Below are 15407 nucleotides of genomic sequence, written 5' to 3'. Positions count from 1 at the left end.
CGGGCATTCCCCATGGATGCTCGGATCAAGTCCGAGCATGACAATCGAGCAAGCGGATGGGAGCTGCGACCGCCTCCACCGGCTCCGCTTACCTGCGCCGGCGCTCAGTGCGTGGTGGGGGCGCCCAGGTGCGGCGGCGGCGGGGCGACCTGCTCGGCCTCGCGTTCGGCCTCTTCCAGTTCCAGCTCGCCGATCTTCTCGCCGCGGCTGAGCACCTTGTTGGCCGAGGTGCGGATGTCCTGGATGTCGCGGGAGGCCTGGTCGAAGTGGGTCTCCAGCTTGCCGACCCGCTTATCCAGGCGCAGCACGTCCTCCATCATCTTGCCGACCTCGGTCTGGATAATGGCGGCCTGCTCGCGCATCCGCACGTCCTTCAGCACCGCGCGCACGGTGTTGAGCGTGGCCATCAGGGTGGTGGGCGAGACGATCCACACCCGCGCCCTGTAGGATTCCTCGACCACGGCGCGGAAGTTGGCGTGCAGCTCGGCGTAGACCGCCTCGCTGGGCAGGAACAGGAGCGCCGATTCCGCCGTCTCGCCGGGAATGATGTAGCGTTCCGCAATGTCCTTCACGTGGCGGCGGACATCGGCGGCGAAGGCGCGCTTGGCCGGGACGGCCAGGGCCTCGTCGCTGCCGGCGTTGCGCAGCGCCTCGTAGCTCTCCAAGGGAAACTTGGAGTCGATGGCGATGGCCCCCGGCGGATTGGGCAGCCGCAGCAGGCAGTCGGCGCGCTTGCCGTTCTTCATGGTCACCTGGAAGTCGTAGGCCGAGGGCGGCAAGGTGGCTTCCACCAAATCGCGTAGCTGGATCTCGCCGAAGGCGCCGCGCGCCTGCTTGTTGCCCAGAATTTCCTGCAATCCCACCATCTGGGTGGAGAGCTCGTTCAAATTCTGCTGCGCCTTGTCGATGACCGCCAGGCGCTCGCGCAGGTCGGCCAGGGCCGTCTGGTGCTTGGTCGACGTCTCGGTGAGCCGCTCGCCCACCTGCTTGGAGAAGCCCTGCAGGCGGTCGTCGACGGCCTTGATGACCACCCGTTCCTGGTTCTGCAGGCGCTCGACGATGGTGTTCTGCACCGCGTTCTGGCTTTCCGCCATCTGGGCGAGACGCCCGGTCAGCGCCGCCAACTCCGGATTCTCCCGGGGCTGCTCCGCCGGCTTGGGCCGCAGCAGCAGTCCGGCGACGGCGCCGAGCGCCAGCGCGGCCACGGCGACGGCGAGGATGAGCACAAGGTCCATGGGCCCGACTCCAGTGAGAGGAACAGAACGCGAATCCGAACCTAGCACAGATGCCGTGGAGGGGGCCAACGCGGCGCGGCGGGGCGGCGCTGATTTGCTTGACCCCGGCTGTTTCTCGCCATACCTACAGGGCCATGGCACTCCTCCCCATCATCACCGCGCCCGATCCGCGCCTGAAGAAGGCCTGCGCGCCGGTCGAGGCCGTGGACGACGAGGTCCGCCGGCTCATGGACGACATGCTGGAGACCATGTACGCGGCGCCGGGCATCGGCTTGGCCGCGCCCCAGGTCAGCGTGCTGAAGCGCATCATCGTGGTCGACATCTCCGGCGAGGAAGAGGAAGAGAAGGCCCCGCTCTTCATGGCCAATCCGGAGCTGGTGGCGGTCTCCGACGACGACGCCGCCTACGAGGAAGGCTGCCTCTCCCTGCCCGAACACTATGGCGAGGTGATCCGCCCGGCCAATATCCGGGTGCGTTACCTGGACCGCGAGAACGAGATCCGCGAACTGGAGGCCGACGGTCTGCTGGCCACCTGCATCCAGCATGAGATGGACCATCTGGACGGCATTCTCTTCGTCGACCACCTGACGGCGCTGAAGCGCAACATGATCCTGCGCAAGCTCTTGAAGGCCAAGAAGTCCAACACCCCCCTGGCCAGCTACGCCACGGTCTGAGGGCCGCGCCGCGATGCCTTTGCGTCCCAAGTCGTTAAGGGTCGCCTTCATGGGCACGCCCGATTTCTCCGTCCCCACCCTGAAAGCCCTGGCCGCAGCCGGCCACGAGATCGCCGCCGTTTACTCGCAGCCGCCGCGCCCGGCCGGGCGCGGGCAGAAGGCGCGTCCCTCGCCGGTGCAGGCCTATGCCGAGAGCCAGGGTTGGCGGGTCCGCACGCCCACCTCCCTCAAGACGCCCGAAGCCCAGGCGGATTTCGCCGCCCTCGATCTCGACGTCGCCGTGGTGGTGGCCTACGGCCTCATCCTGCCGCAGGCGATCCTCGACGCCCCGCGCCTCGGCTGCGTCAACGTCCATGCCTCGCTGCTGCCGCGCTGGCGCGGCGCCGCGCCGATCCAGCGCGCCCTCCTGGCCGGCGACGACGAGACCGGCGTCACCATCATGCAGATGGAGGCGGGTCTCGACACCGGCCCCATGCTGCTGAAACGCCGCCTGCCGATCACGGCGGAGACCTCCGCTCAGGACCTGCACGACGCGTTGGCCGAACTGGGCGCGGGGCTGATCAACGAGGCCCTGGACGGACTCGAGGGCGGGACGCTGCCGGCGACCCCGCAGCCGGACCGAGGCGTGACCTACGCCGAGAAGCTGGATAAGACCGAAGGACGCCTCGACTGGTCCGACAGCGCCGCCGCCCTGGGGCGCCGCATCCGCGCCTTGACCCCCTGGCCCGGCGCCTTCTTCGAGATCGAGGGGGCGAAAGGCCGCGAGCGGGTGAAGGTACTGCAGGCGGAAGTGCGCGACGCCAAGGGCGCGCCCGGCACGGTGCTGGACGATCAGGCGACCATCGCCTGCGGCGCGGGGGCGCTGCGCCTTAAGAGAGTGCAGCGCGCGGGCAAGGCGCCGATGGCCGCCGAGGCCTGGCTGCGCGGGTTCGACCTGCCCGCCGGAACGGTGTTGCCGTGACCCGTTATAAGATCATCGTCGAATACGATGGTGGCGGCTTCGTCGGCTGGCAGCGCCAGGCCAACGGCCCTTCCGTGCAGGCGGCGCTGGAGCAGGCGATCCACGGCTTCTGCGGCGAGACGGTGCTGGTGGAAGGCGCCGGGCGCACCGACGCCGGGGTGCATGCTCTCGGCCAGGCGGCGCACTTCGACCTGGCCAAGGACCTGGACAAGGAAACGGGCGCCGATACGGTGATGAAGGCGCTGAACTTTCACCTCAAGCCGGCGCCGGTGGCGGTGCTGGCCGCCGAGGCCGTGAGCGACGACTTTCACGCGCGCTTTTCCGCCGTCCGCCGCGCCTACCTCTATCGCATCGTCAACCGCCGCGCGCCCCTGGCGCTGGAGCGCGGGCGCGCCTGGTTCGTGCCGCAGCCGCTCGATGCCGAAGCGATGCACGCGGCGGCGCAGGTGCTGGTCGGCCACCACGACTTCACCTCCTTCCGCGCCAGCGAGTGCCAGGCCAAGTCGCCGGTGAAGACCCTGGACGTGCTCTCCGTGCAGCGCGACGGCGAGCTGATCGAAGTGCGCGCCGGGGCGCGCTCCTTCCTGCACCACCAGGTACGCAACTTCGTCGGCTCCTTGAAGCTGGTCGGCGAAGGCAAGTGGACCGCCGACGATCTGCGGGCGGCGCTGGAGGCGCGCGACCGCGCGGCGGCGGGGCCGACGGCGCCGGCGGCCGGGCTTTACCTTACCGAAGTCGGCTATCCGCCGAGCGCGCCGCAGCGGGCGCAGCCGCCAGGCCGGATCAGCCGATCAGCACCGCAACGAAGCTGACGACGAAGAACTCGATCACGATCTGCAGGACCAGGAAGCCGGCGGCCGCGCCGCTGCTGATGTCGAGGCAGGTCTTGGTGAGGAACCAGATGTATCCGAGCATATAGCCGCCGCCGAGCAGGACCAGCAGGGCCACGATCCCGGGCGAGAGGGCGCCGCCAATTGCAAGGAGCATCATCAGCAGGCTCAGGTGGGACGTGATGACCGTCGACCAGTTCTTGGCCGAGAGGAAGCGGAAAAAGGCGCGCTCGCGGCCGATAGCCTGGCAGATGTGGTAGGCGACGACCGGGAATACCGTCCAGATCAGGCTATAGGTGAGGATGTCGGCCAAGGCGGTCAAGACGGTGAATTCGTGGTGCGCCACCATCTCCTCCGGCGCCAGCGGATAGCGCAGGAAATAGGCCGGCGCCACCAGCACGGCGGCAAAGAAGGACCGTAGAGCCGCGCTCCGCGATTCGTCGAAGTACTGCGCGCCGGCGGCGTCGAAACGCGCCAGCTTCAAGGCACCGTACATTTTGTAGAAGACTTCCTGCCGGCTGGGGATCATCGCGGGTGATAGCGTTCCAGGACCGCGCGGTAGATGGCGGTGAGACGTTCCAGATGCTCCAGCGGCACCTGCTCGTCGACCTTGTGGGCGGTGGCGTTCAACAGACCGAGTTCGGCCACCGTGCAATGATCCTTGATGAAGCGCGCGTCGGAAGTGCCGCCGGTGGTGCCCAGCTCCGGTGCCTTGCCGGTCACCGAGGCGACCGCCTCCGACACCAGCTTGGACCAGGGGCCCGGCGGGCAGAGGAAGGATTCGCCGGAAACCCGGATCGAGAGTTCGTAGTCGGCGCCGCGGCTGCGGTCGATGGCCTTGTCGAAGCGCTCGCGCAGCCAGGTTTCCACCGAGGCGCTGGAATGGATGTTGTTGAAGCGCACGTTGAACAGAGCCGTCGCCTTGGCCGGGATGACGTTGGTCACCGGATTGCCGACGTCGACGGAGGTGAGCTGCAGGCTCGACGGAGGGAAGTGCGCGTTGCCGTCGTCCAGCGCTTCGCTGACCACGGCGTTCAGCATGCGGGCCAGGTGGTGCAGCGGATTGTCGGCCAGTTGCGGATAGGCGGTGTGCCCCTGCGTGCCGGTGACGGTGAGCACGGCGTTGAGGCTGCCGCGCCGGCCGATCTTCACCATGTCGGCCAGGGCCTCGTTGCTGGTCGGCTCGCCGACCAGGCAGGCATCCAGCGTTTCTCCCCGTTCCTTCAGCCAGCGCAGCACCTTGCGGGTGCCGTTGACGGCGTCGCCTTCCTCGTCGCCGGTGATCAGCAGCGAGATGGAGCCCTGCGGGCGGCCTTCGCTGAGATAACCGCTTACCGCTGAAACGAAGGCGGCGATGGAGCCCTTCATGTCGACCGCGCCACGCCCATAGAGCACGCCGCCGCGCTCCTCGGCGGCGAAGGGGCCGCTGCTCCAGGCGGCGCTGTCGCCGGCCGGTACCACGTCGGTATGGCCGGCGTAGCAGAGGTTGGGGCCGGATTCGCCGAAGCGGGCATAAAGGTTGTCCGTCTCCGGCGCGCCCTCCTCGGCGAAGGGCAGGCGATGGCAGGTGAAGCCGAGCTTCTCCAGCACCGACTGCAGCAGGTCCAGGGCGCCGCCTTCGACCGGCGTCACGCTGGGGCAGCGGATCAGCGCCTGTGCCAGTTCCAGCGTATCGAGCTTACCTGCCGCCATCCCAGTCAAAGAACCTTCCCCGTTGCCGCTTTAGGTCCGCAGCAGCTCGTTGATCGAGGTCTTGGAGCGGGTCTTCTCGTCGACCCGCTTGATGATTACCGCGCAGTAAAGACTCGGACCCGGGCTGCCGTCCGGCAAGGGTTTTCCGGGCAGGCTGCCGGGCACCACCACGGAGTAGGCCGGCACGCGGCCCATGTGGACTTCGCCGGTCTCGCGGTCGACGATCTTCGTGGAGGCGCCGATGAAGACGCCCATGGAGAGCACCGAGCCCTCTTCCACCACCACGCCCTCGACCACTTCGGAGCGCGCGCCGATGAAGCAGTTGTCCTCGATGATCACCGGGCCGGCCTGCAGCGGCTCCAGGACGCCGCCGATGCCGGCGCCGCCGGAGAGGTGCACGTTCTTGCCGATCTGCGCGCAGGAGCCGACGGTGGCCCAGGTGTCGACCATGGTGCCGCTGTCGACGCGGGCGCCCAGGTTGACGAAGGAGGGCATCAGCACCACGCCGGGCGCGATATAGGCGGAATGGCGTACCACGCAGTTGGGCACGGCGCGGAAGCCGGCGTCGCGGAAGCGGTTCTCGCCCCAGCCGGCGAACTTGGAGGGCACCTTGTCCCACCAGCTGGTGTTCTCGCCCGGGCCGCCGGGGATCGGCGCCATGTCGTTCAGGCGGAAGGACAGCAGCACCGCCTTCTTCAGCCACTGGTGGACCTCCCAGCCCCCGGCGCCCTTTTCGGCCACCCGGTAGGTGCCGTCGTCCAGGCCGGCCAGGGCGGTGGTGACGGCCTCGCGAACCTCGCCACCTGTCTCCAGGGTGACGTTATCGCGCGCTTCCCAGGCATCTTCGATGATGCCCTTCAACTGTTCTGTCTGCATGGGATCCCGTAAGGCTGCTTCAGGCGTGTTTTGCGGCATTGCGCGGGTCGGAAGATGAGGGAGGGTCGCCGCCGTGTCAATGTCCCCCTGGCGCCGCCCGGGCGGCGCGGAGGGTTGGGTTCCGGGCGCTTCCAGGGTTAAGCGGGGATTAAAAATCCGGGGCCGCCAAAATGCCGTTGCGCATTGCGGTAAACCCTGAAAATGACACGGCTATTTAAGGGCATATTAAGGGCGAAAGGCGCAGATTTGCGGTCTTGAGAGAGATGCAATCATGACCGCAAAGAGTGGCTCCATGGCTCAATCGCCGGCGGTGGGCGATCCGCCTGACGCGCGCGACGCGGCAGCGGACTATCGGCGGCTGGTCGACGAGACTCAGCCCGGTGGCCTGCTGTCCGCCGGGGGCGCCTTCGCGCACTTTCCGGGCGCTGTTCTCATCGCCGGGCACAACGGCATCGTGCTCGGCGCCAACGATCAGGCCGAAGCCATCGCCCAAATCCTTCATGCCGGCCGGCACGAGGAACTGCGGGCGGCCATCCAGGCCGCGTTGGGCGGCATCAGCGCCCAGGTCAATCCCCTTGTGGTTTCGGCAGGCCAGCCCAAAGCCGGCGAAGTGCCCGAGCGCGCCCCGGTTGAGCGGGCCCCGGTTGAGCGCGCCTATGACGTCGTGGTGCTGCCCTGGGCCGATGGCACGGCCGCGCTGCTGCTGGGCCGCGACGTGACACTGGAGCGTTCCCTGCGCGCCGCCCTGGTGGAATCGCGCCAGCGCTACAAGGATCTGGTCGAGATTTCCAACGATTTTGCCTGGGAAACCGACGCCCAAGGGCGCTTCGTCTTCGTCTCGCCGCGCGGCGCGCTGGGCTACGAAGCGGCCGAACTGGTCGGCCGGCCGGCTGGGGAGCTGCTGCTGGACGCGGAGTCCGGCGGCAGCGGGGCCGAAACCTCGCCCTTCACCGCGCATACCGTGGTCGAGGAGTCGGAAGTGTGGGTGCGCAGCCGCGACGGCGCCCATCTCTGCCTGCTGTCGACGGCCCTGCCGCTCACTTCGGAGGCGGGGGACTGGATCGGCGCGCGCGGCGTTTGCAGAGATGTCACCAGTCTACGCTGCCACGAGGCCGATCTGGCCGAGGCGCGCAATCGCGAACGGCTCTTCTCCTACATCGTCAACATGGTGCGCCGCGAGCTGGAGCCGGCGCGCATGTTGAGCGCCACTGCCGAGGCACTGATGCCCGCTCTGGCGCTGACCGGGATATCCATCCACGCCCTGGTGGATGGCGCAGACGGGCAGCGCAAGCTGGGCAGCGCCTTGGCCCAGGCCGGACGGCCCGCGGCGCCGGACGACCTGCGTGCCCTGGTGGCCCGGCTCACCGCCGATCAGCAGGCGGTGGAGCTGGAAGATGCCGGCGGCGGGCTGTTGCTGCGGGCCACGCGCTATCGAGACGAGATCAACGGCCTGCTCTGCGCCCGTCGCAGCGGCGTCGGAGCCGGACCCGCTTCCGGGGCGGGATGGAGCGTCGAGGATCGTGGCCTCTTCGACAACATCGCCGGCCAGGTCGGCCTCGCCATCGAGCAACTCGCCCGCCAGACGGAAATGGAGGTGCTCTCCATGACCGATCCGCTGACCGGCCTGCACAACCGGCGCGGCTTCGTCGAGAGCCTGGAGCAGCATCTGGGCGAGGATGCCAAGTCCCTGCGGCCGGGCGCCCTGTTCTACATCGACCTGGACAATTTCAAACAGGTCAACGACACCCACGGCCATCAGACCGGGGACGAGGCGCTGCTCGACGTGGCGGCGCTGCTGAAGGAGCATATCCGCGGCGGCGATCTGGCCGCGCGTCTGGGCGGTGACGAATTCGCGCTGTTCCTGGGCGGCATGGAGCGCCAAGGCGCCGAGCGCAAGGCCGAGCTGATGCTGAAGGCGGCGGAGCGGCTGCGCGGCTACTCCGGCGACGACCATCACCTCCTCGGTTTCTCCTTGGGCGTCGCCATCTACGACCCGCGCACCGGGGAAGGACTCGATTCGCTGCTGCGCCGGGCCGACGAGGCGATGTACGGTGCCAAGCGGGCGGGCAAGCATTCCCTCAACTTCGCCCCCGACTACGACCGCCGCGCGAAGGGCCAGGGCTGATGCTGGGTCTCGGGCGCAAGAAGCTGCCGGACAGCCTCTCCTACGAGGAGAGTCGGGAGCTGGCGCAGAACGGCTCGGACAAGACGCGCGCCGACCTCGCCGCGCGCATCGATCTGCGCCCGGAAGTGCTCTACTTCCTGGCCGAGGATCCCTCTTCGGAGGTGCGCCGTCGAATCGCCGCCAACGCCAAGGCGCCGCGCCAGGCCGATTTGATCCTGGCCCGCGACGCCGACGAGGCGGTGCGCGCCGAACTGGCGTCCAAGGTCGCCAAGTTGACCGCTCCCGAAGGGCGCGACGCCCAGGAAAAGGCGCAACGCTTCGTCGAACAGACCCTGGAGGTGCTGGCGCGCGACCAGGCCACCCGGGTGCGCCAGATCCTCGCCGAAGCGCTGAAGTCGGTGGCCCACGCGCCGCCGCAGGTGATCCGGCGCCTGGCGCACGATGCCGAGGACGTCGTGGCCTGTCCGATCCTGGAGTTCTCGCCGCTGCTGAGCGACGAGGACCTGCTGGAGATCATCGCTTCCTCCGGCGTCTCCAGCCGCCTCTGTGCGATTTCCCGCCGCGCCAACCTGGGCGAAGCCATCTCCGACGCCATCGTTCAGCGCAACGACCGCAACGCAGTGACGGAACTGCTGGCCAACGGCTCGGCGCAGATCCGCGAAGAGACGCTGGACAGCCTGATCGATGCCTCGATGACCGAGACGGCCTGGCAGCCGCCCCTGGTCGCCCGCCCGGCGCTGCCGGCCGGCGCGGTCAAGAAGCTGGCCGGCTTTGTCGCCGACTCCCTCTTGAAGAAGCTGCAGAGCCGCAGCGACCTGGACCGCCGGACCGCCGAGGCCGTGGCCGAGGTGGTGCGCCAGCGCATCGAAGAGGGCGCGGCCGGCGCCGCCGATCCCGCCGCCGAGGTCGCCAAGCTGAAGAAGGCCGGCAAGCTGAACAGTGAAACGGTCGGTGACGCGGTGCTGGCGGGCAAGCGCGACTTCGTGCGCCATGCCCTGGCCCTCATGGCGGGGGTGGATGTCGATTTCGTCGACCGGGTATTGCAGGGGCATTCGGCCAAGGGCATCACCGCCTTGGCCTGGAAGGCCGGCTGCTCGATGCGCGTCGCCATGCAGTTGCAGACCAACATGGGCGGCGTTCCGCCGGCCAAGGCGCTGCACGCCCGCAACGGCGATTTCCCGCTGTCCGTCGAGGAAATGGAATGGCAGCTCGACTTCTTCGCCAGCCTCGGCCAGGAAAGCGCCTGAACAGGCCCTGAAATCAAGCACCGCTGCAGGGGTATTGTGCGTCCTTCGAGACGTCCGTCCGGACGTGCGTCCGGACGGCCTCCTCAGGATGAGGACGCATTAGTGATGGCATAAGGAAAGAGCCTCATGCTGCGGAGCCCGCGTGAGCGGGCGTCTCGAAGCACGCAGGGCTGCGATCCGGCGGGCCTGCTTCCGAAGCGGACTCAGCGGTAGATCAGGGTGCCGATGCCGCCGCCGGTGAAGATCTCCAGCAGCATGGAGTGAGGCACGCGGCCGTCCAGGATGACCGCCGCTTCGACGCCGTTGTTGACCGCCTTCACGCAGGTTTCCAGCTTCGGGATCATGCCGCCGGTGATGGTGCCGTCCTTCTCCAGCGCCTCGACCTGGGCGGTGTTCAACTCCTGGACCAGTTCGCCGTCCTTGTCCAGCACGCCGCTGACGTCGGTCAACATCAGCAGGCGCGAGGCACCCGCCGCCGCGGCCACCGCGCCGGCCACGGTGTCGGCGTTGATGTTGTAGGTCTCGCCGGCCGGGCCGACGCCGATCGGCGCGATCACCGGAATGATGTCCGACTGCTGCAGAGAGAAGAGGATCTTGGGGTCGATCATGGTCGGCTCGCCGACGAAACCCAGGTCGAGTACCTTTTCGATGTTGGAATCCGGGTCTCGCTTGGTGCGGCGCAGCTTCTGCGCCTGGATCAGGTTGCCGTCCTTGCCGGACAGGCCGACGGCCCGCCCGCCGGCCGCGTTGATGGCGCTGACGATGGACTTGTTGATGGTGCCCGAGAGGACCATCTCCACCACCTCGACGGTCTTGGCGTCGGTGACGCGCAGGCCGTCGATGAACTCGCTCTTGACCTCCAGGCGCTCCAGCATGCGGCCGATCTGCGGCCCGCCGCCGTGCACCACGATGGGATTGATGCCGACCTGCTTCAAGAGCGCGATGTCGCTGGCGAAGAGCGAGGCCAGCTCCTCGTCCACCATGGCGTGGCCGCCGTACTTGATGACGAAGGTCTTGCCGTTGTAGCGGCGCATGAAAGGCAGGGCCTCGGTGATGGTCCGGGCCGTGCGCAGCCAGTGCTTGGTGTCGCTGATGCTCTTCTGCGTCATCCGTGAAATCCTAGTTCTCCCGCTTGCGCCTCGGGTGACGGGCCGCGGTCACTTTACCTTCAGGCGGCCGGTTCGGCCAGCGCCGCCAGGGCCGCGCGCAGTTCAGGCAGGCCGGCGCCGGTTTCCGCCGAGGTGGGCAGGCAGAGCGGATGTGCCGCCGGATGCCGGGCGACGGACTCCTGGGTCTCTTCAATCAGGCGTTTCAGCGGGCCGGGTTTCACCTTGTCGGCCTTGGTCAGCACGATCTGGTAGGAGACGGCATCGTTGTCCAGTTCCTCCATGACCTGCAGGTCGCTGCTCTTCAGGCCGTGGCGCGCATCGACCAGCAGGCAGACCCGGCGCAGCTGCGGTCGCCCGCGCAGGTAGCCGCGGGTCAACTGGGTCCAGCGCGCGATGTCGGTCTTGGAGGCGCGGGCATAGCCGTAGCCCGGCAGGTCCACCAGGATCAGCCGCCCGCCGAGACTGAAGAAGTTCAGCAGGCGCGTGCGCCCCGGCGTGTTGGAGGCGCGCGCCAGGTTCTTGCGGCCGGTGAGCGCGTTCAGCAGGCTCGACTTGCCGACGTTGGAGCGCCCGGCGAAGGCGACCTCGGCGGCGCCCAGCGGCGGCAGGTCGTTCTCGTCGGCGGCCGAGATCAGGAAAGTGCATTCCCCGGCGAAGAGAAGCCGCCCTGTTTCCAGGGCGGCTCTTTCTTCTTCACTTGGTATCGCGTCGGTCATGGGGTCTCAGTCACCAGAGGAACTGGCACCAAAGAGGCTGGCGCCAAAGGAGCCGGCGGCCTCATTCTTCCTGCTCGTCCGGCTTCTTCTTCGACCCGCCGCCGATCGGCACGCCCTGGCGCTTCATGATGAAGGCCTGCTGGGCCATGGAAAGCATGTTGTTCCAGGTCCAGTAGATCACCAGGCCGGCCGGGAAGGTCGACAGCAGGAAGGTGAAGATCACCGGCATCATCAGGAAGACCTTGGCCTGCACCGGATCGGGCGGCTGCGGGTTCAGTTTCTGCTGCAGGAACATGGAGATGCCCATGAGCAGCGGCCAGACGCCGATGTTGAGGACGTGCAGCATGCCCAGTTCCGGAGCGTCCCAGGGGAACAGGCCGAAACCGTTGAGGATCGTGGTCGGATCGGGCGCCGAGAGGTCGTGAATCCAGCCGAAGAAGGGCGCGTGGCGCATCTCGATGGTGACGAACATCACCTTGTAGAGCGCGAAGAACACCGGGATCTGGATGACGATCGGCAGGCAGCCCGACAGCGGGTTGGCCCCTTCCTTCTTGTACAGCGCCATCATTTCCTGGTTCAGGCGCTGCTTGTCCTCGCCGAAGCGCTCGCGCAGCTCCATCATCTTGGGCTGCAGCTTGCGCATCTTGGCCATCGACTTATAGGACTTGTTGGCCAGCGGGAAGAAGACCAGCTTGATCGCTACCGTGAGCAGCAGGATGGCGATGCCGAAGTTGCCGACCTGCGCGTGCAGCCAGTGCAGCGCCCAGAAGATCGGCTTGGTGAGGAAGTAGAACCAGCCGAAGTCGACCGTCAGGTCGAAATTGGCGATCCCGAATTTCTCCTGGTACTGCTCCAGCAGCGGCACCCGCTTGGCGCCGGCGAAAAGACGGCTGGTGATCTCCTGGCTGGCGCCGGCGGCCACGATGCTGGCCGGGTAGAGGAAGTCCGTCTGAAAACGGTCGCGCCCGTTCGGCTGCGAATAGACAAAGCGCGTGTCGACATCGATGTCCTGGTCCGGCACCAGGGCGGCCAGCCAGTACTTGTCGGTGATGCCGATCCAACCCCCGGTCGTCTCTATGTCGGTCACCACCTGCTGGCCCTGGTACTGGTCCTTCAGGTCGTCGTAGTCGATCTCGTGCAGGTCTTCGCCCAGCCAGCCGATCGGGCCTTCGTGCAGGATGTAGAAACCGAGGATCTGCGGGATTCCGGTCCGCGAGATCAGGCCAAAGGGCGCGAGTTCGACGTCGGCCTGCCCGTTGTTGACGACGCGCTGCGTCACGGTGAAGAGATAGTTCTCGTCGACCGCGATGGTCTGCTCGAAGACCAGGCCCTCGCCGTTGTCCCAGCTGAGGGTCAGCGGGGAGGCCGGCGTCAGAGTGCCGCCTTCGGCGCGCCACAGGCTGTTGGCATCGGGCAACGTGACGTTGCTTCCCGGTTTGGCAGCCCAGCCGAAGCTGGAGAAATAGGGCCGTGCGGAGCCTTCCGGAGAGAGCAGCGCGATGGGCGCGCTGTCCGCGTCCAGGGTCTCGTGGTAGTCGGTGAGAATCAGATCGTCGAGGCGCGCGCCGCGTAGGGCGATGGAACCGCGCAGCTTGGGCGTCTCGATCGAAACCCGCGGGCTCACGCCGATGACATCGTCGCGCGACTGCCCGACCGGGGCGCCGCCCAGGCTGGGTGTGCCCGGCATGCTGGGCGCGCTGCCGGGCACGGGGGTTCCGTCCGGCGCGGTCTGGGCCTGCTGCTGCTGCTCGGGGGTCGGCTCGGGCGGGGTCGCCGGCGGGAACAGGAACTGGAAGCCGAAGAGAATAGCCATCGACAGGACGATCGCGAGGATAAGGTTACGCTGTTCCATTAGACTCGAAGGGCTCCCGGGGGACGGACCTCAGCGGCCCGGTTGGTGATCCAGATGGCGACAGTCCGGGCAAAGACCAAGCCCGGAGTTCTCTTCAGGCGCGGATTTTGCGGTCCGCTCCGACGCCGGGCCCGCGGCCGGGTCCGGCACCGGGTCGTAGCCCAGGCCGCCCCAGGGGTGGCAACGGGCGATCCGGCCCAGCGCCAGCCAGCCGCCCCTCAGGGGGCCGTGGTGGAGGACCGCTTGGCGGGCGTAGTCGGAGCAGGAGGGGAAATAGCGGCAGCTCGGCGGAAACATCGGTGAGACCAGCAGTTGATAGCCGCGGATCAGGGCCAGCAGGACGAAGCTCCCGAGCTTCATGGCGGCCTTCATTGAGATGCCTCCTTGCGCGCTTCCCCTTTGGCGGGGCGGCGCTTTCCGTCTCTCGGGCCGCCGCGTCCGCCGTGGCGCTCGATCTTCTCGATCGCCTGTTCCAGGTCGCGGCGCAGCGCGTCATAGGGCCGCGTCAGTGTCGCGGCGCGGCCGATGACCACATAATCCGTACCGCTCCGGCCGTGCTCGGCGAATATCTCCGCCGCCGCGGCCCTGAGGCGCCGCTTCACGCGGTTGCGCGCGACGGCGTTGCCGACCTTGCGGGTGACCGTGAAGCCGACCCGCACCTCCGCTTCCTCGTTATCCTTCCGGGCCTCGGCCGGGCGCGCATCGGGCGCCGCCCGGTCATCGCCGGGTTGGCGCCTCGCTGCTTGCAGGACGAGGCCGGGCGTGACCCACTTGCGCCGGGCCGCCGCGACCTTGAGGAATTGGGGCCGTGTCTTGAGCCGCCCTACGGTCGGCATCATGACACTTAGGCGGAAAGGCGCTTGCGGCCCTTGGCACGCCGACGGGCAAGAACGCGACGCCCGCCAACGGTTCCCTTACGTGCGCGGAACCCGTGGCGGCGCTTGCGAACCAGCACACTGGGCTGATAGGTGCGCTTCACGGCTGTACTCCAATATCAGGCTGAATCTCGAATTGACGGGGCTGTATAAGGGTGGGCTTGGGCTCTGTCAACGACCGGCAGGGCCGGGAGCTGCTGATTCTCGCCTTCCCCGGCCCGGCCGGCTCACACCCTCTTGACTGGCTGTCGCGGCGGCCTGCGGTTAAAAACGCTGTCTTGCCCGGTTTTCCGCCGTTTTTGGCCCGTTGGGGGAAGACCGGCCGCGGGGCGCCGGCGAATTGTCTGTTAAGGTCCCCTTTACCCTCTTTGCGGCGCCCTGTCCCCCGCCGCGACCACGGAAGGAGCCCGATGAGCCAGCCGTCCCCCAGCACTCCCGAACCGGACCGGAACGGTTCCGGCCCCCGGTCCGGCCCCGATGGGGCCCCGGTCCGGGGGGCGGCCTGGCGGCGTTTCCTGCCGCTGCTGGCACTGGCCGCCGGGCTGCTGGTCTTCCTGGCCCTGGGGGGGCACCGCTACGTCGCCCTGGACATCTTGGAGGAACACCGCGAGGCCCTGCTGGCGCTGGTCGCCGATCACGCCGTCCTGGCGCCGCTGGTCTTCATTGGGGCCTATGCGGTGATGGCGGCCTTCTCGATCCCGGGCGCCGCCATCATGACCGTGGCCGGCGGTTTTCTCTTCGGCATTCTGGGCGGGGCCGCCTGCTCCGTGGTCGGGGCGACGCTGGGCGCCATTGCGCTGTTCCTGGCCGCCCGCACGGCGCTGGGCGGCCTGCTGCGCGACCGCGCCGGCGCCGCCGTCAACCGCATGAGCGCCGGGTTCCGCGAGAACGCGCTCAGCTACCTGCTGGTGCTGCGCCTCATCCCCCTCTTTCCTTTCTGGCTCGTCAACCTGGTGCCGGCGCTGGTCGGCGTTCCCCTCAAGGTCTTCGCCCTCGGGACCTTCGTCGGCATCATCCCCGGCTCGCTGGTCTACGCCGCGGTGGGCAACGGCCTGGGCGCCTTTTTCGAAGCCGGGGAGACCGCCGACATCGAAAGTGCCCTCTACCAGCCCGAGGTATTGCTGCCTATCGTCGCGTTGGTCGTCCTGTCGCTGGCGCCGGTGGTCTACAAAAAGGTGAAGAGCCGCAGGAACGGCGCGACCCGCCGATAGCCGC

The 15407-nt window shown here is 68.0% G+C and carries 16 protein-coding genes; 6 read left to right on the top strand and 10 right to left on the bottom strand.

The genetic code is table 11. The annotated features are described in order from the left end of the window. Positions 1–104: 104 nt before the first annotated feature. Positions 105–1235, bottom strand: coding sequence for a DNA recombination protein RmuC (locus tag AAFN88_RS01690; protein WP_347517772.1), 1131 nt, complete (start codon positions 1233–1235; stop codon positions 105–107). A gap of 134 nt (positions 1236–1369) precedes the next feature. Here AAFN88_RS01690 and def point away from each other — a divergent pair, with 134 nt between their 5' ends. Genes def through truA form a run of 3 tightly spaced genes read left to right on the top strand, consistent with a single transcriptional unit; the run spans position 1370 to position 3682 of the window. Next, entirely contained in the window at positions 1370–1909 is a 540-nt protein-coding gene (gene def, locus AAFN88_RS01685) for a peptide deformylase (RefSeq protein WP_347517771.1), read from the top strand. 13 nt (positions 1910–1922) lie between these two features. After that, positions 1923–2870 (top strand): methionyl-tRNA formyltransferase, encoded by a 948-nt coding sequence (fmt, locus tag AAFN88_RS01680; protein WP_347517770.1) that lies wholly within the window; start codon positions 1923–1925, stop codon positions 2868–2870. Then, positions 2867–3682, top strand: coding sequence for a tRNA pseudouridine(38-40) synthase TruA (gene truA / locus AAFN88_RS01675; protein WP_347517769.1), 816 nt, complete (start codon positions 2867–2869; stop codon positions 3680–3682). The genes fmt and truA overlap by 4 nt, the downstream gene beginning before the upstream one ends. Here truA and AAFN88_RS01670 read toward each other — a convergent pair. Genes AAFN88_RS01670 through dapD form a run of 3 tightly spaced genes read right to left on the bottom strand, consistent with a single transcriptional unit; the run spans position 3654 to position 6268 of the window. Continuing rightward, on the bottom strand, positions 3654–4196 hold the full coding sequence (locus tag AAFN88_RS01670; RefSeq protein WP_347517768.1) for a hypothetical protein: 543 nt from the start codon (positions 4194–4196) through the stop codon (positions 3654–3656). The two genes, truA and AAFN88_RS01670, sit on opposite strands and share 29 nt — an antisense overlap. Before the next feature lie 29 nt (positions 4197–4225). Continuing rightward, positions 4226–5392: a succinyl-diaminopimelate desuccinylase gene (gene dapE / locus AAFN88_RS01665; RefSeq protein WP_347517767.1), complete on the bottom strand. Its 1167-nt coding sequence runs from the start codon at positions 5390–5392 to the stop codon at positions 4226–4228. Positions 5393–5422: 30 nt separating this feature from the next. Further along, positions 5423–6268 carry a 2,3,4,5-tetrahydropyridine-2,6-dicarboxylate N-succinyltransferase gene (gene dapD / locus AAFN88_RS01660; protein WP_347517766.1) on the bottom strand — a complete coding sequence of 282 codons (846 nt, stop codon included), beginning with the start codon at positions 6266–6268 and terminating at the stop codon, positions 5423–5425. A 271-nt stretch (positions 6269–6539) separates the two neighbouring features. Here dapD and AAFN88_RS01655 point away from each other — a divergent pair, with 271 nt between their 5' ends. After that, positions 6540–8393, top strand: coding sequence for a sensor domain-containing diguanylate cyclase (locus AAFN88_RS01655; RefSeq protein ID WP_347517765.1), 1854 nt, complete (start codon positions 6540–6542; stop codon positions 8391–8393). After that, the gene (locus AAFN88_RS01650) at positions 8393–9640 is read left to right on the top strand and encodes a DUF2336 domain-containing protein (protein WP_347517764.1); all 1248 of its coding nucleotides are present in this window, start codon (positions 8393–8395) and stop codon (positions 9638–9640) included. The genes AAFN88_RS01655 and AAFN88_RS01650 overlap by 1 nt, the downstream gene beginning before the upstream one ends. 203 nt (positions 9641–9843) lie before the next feature. On the opposite strand, the gene argB is transcribed toward AAFN88_RS01650, so the two are convergent. The 6 genes from argB to rpmH all read right to left on the bottom strand — a co-directional run bounded on the left by argB (position 9844) and on the right by rpmH (position 14296). Then, positions 9844–10749, bottom strand: coding sequence for an acetylglutamate kinase (argB, locus tag AAFN88_RS01645; protein WP_347517763.1), 906 nt, complete (start codon positions 10747–10749; stop codon positions 9844–9846). 59 nt (positions 10750–10808) lie between these two features. Continuing rightward, positions 10809–11465, bottom strand: a complete 657-nt coding sequence (gene yihA, locus AAFN88_RS01640; protein WP_347517762.1) for a ribosome biogenesis GTP-binding protein YihA/YsxC — start codon at positions 11463–11465, stop codon at positions 10809–10811. A 61-nt stretch (positions 11466–11526) separates the two neighbouring features. Then, the gene (gene yidC, locus AAFN88_RS01635; protein WP_347517761.1) at positions 11527–13317 is read right to left on the bottom strand and encodes a membrane protein insertase YidC; all 1791 of its coding nucleotides are present in this window, start codon (positions 13315–13317) and stop codon (positions 11527–11529) included. Positions 13318–13347: 30 nt separating this feature from the next. Further along, complete coding sequence (gene yidD, locus AAFN88_RS01630; protein ID WP_347517760.1) at positions 13348–13689, bottom strand: membrane protein insertion efficiency factor YidD; 342 nt, start codon at positions 13687–13689, stop codon at positions 13348–13350. Beyond that, complete coding sequence (gene rnpA / locus AAFN88_RS01625; RefSeq protein WP_347517759.1) at positions 13686–14156, bottom strand: ribonuclease P protein component; 471 nt, start codon at positions 14154–14156, stop codon at positions 13686–13688. Before rnpA ends, yidD begins: the two co-directional genes overlap by 4 nt. 5 nt (positions 14157–14161) lie before the next feature. Further along, the gene (rpmH, locus tag AAFN88_RS01620) at positions 14162–14296 is read right to left on the bottom strand and encodes a 50S ribosomal protein L34 (RefSeq protein ID WP_167228744.1); all 135 of its coding nucleotides are present in this window, start codon (positions 14294–14296) and stop codon (positions 14162–14164) included. A gap of 306 nt (positions 14297–14602) precedes the next feature. Between rpmH and AAFN88_RS01615 the strand changes: the two genes are divergently transcribed. Continuing rightward, complete coding sequence (locus AAFN88_RS01615; protein WP_347517758.1) at positions 14603–15403, top strand: TVP38/TMEM64 family protein; 801 nt, start codon at positions 14603–14605, stop codon at positions 15401–15403. The last annotated feature ends 4 nt before the right edge of the window (positions 15404–15407 follow it).

It is taken from the genome of Pelagibius sp. CAU 1746, from assembly GCF_039839785.1.
Taxonomy (GTDB): Bacteria; Pseudomonadota; Alphaproteobacteria; order Kiloniellales; family Kiloniellaceae; genus Pelagibius.
Note: the sequence above shows the minus strand (reverse complement) of the source record. Positions and strands in the feature narration are given on the sequence as shown.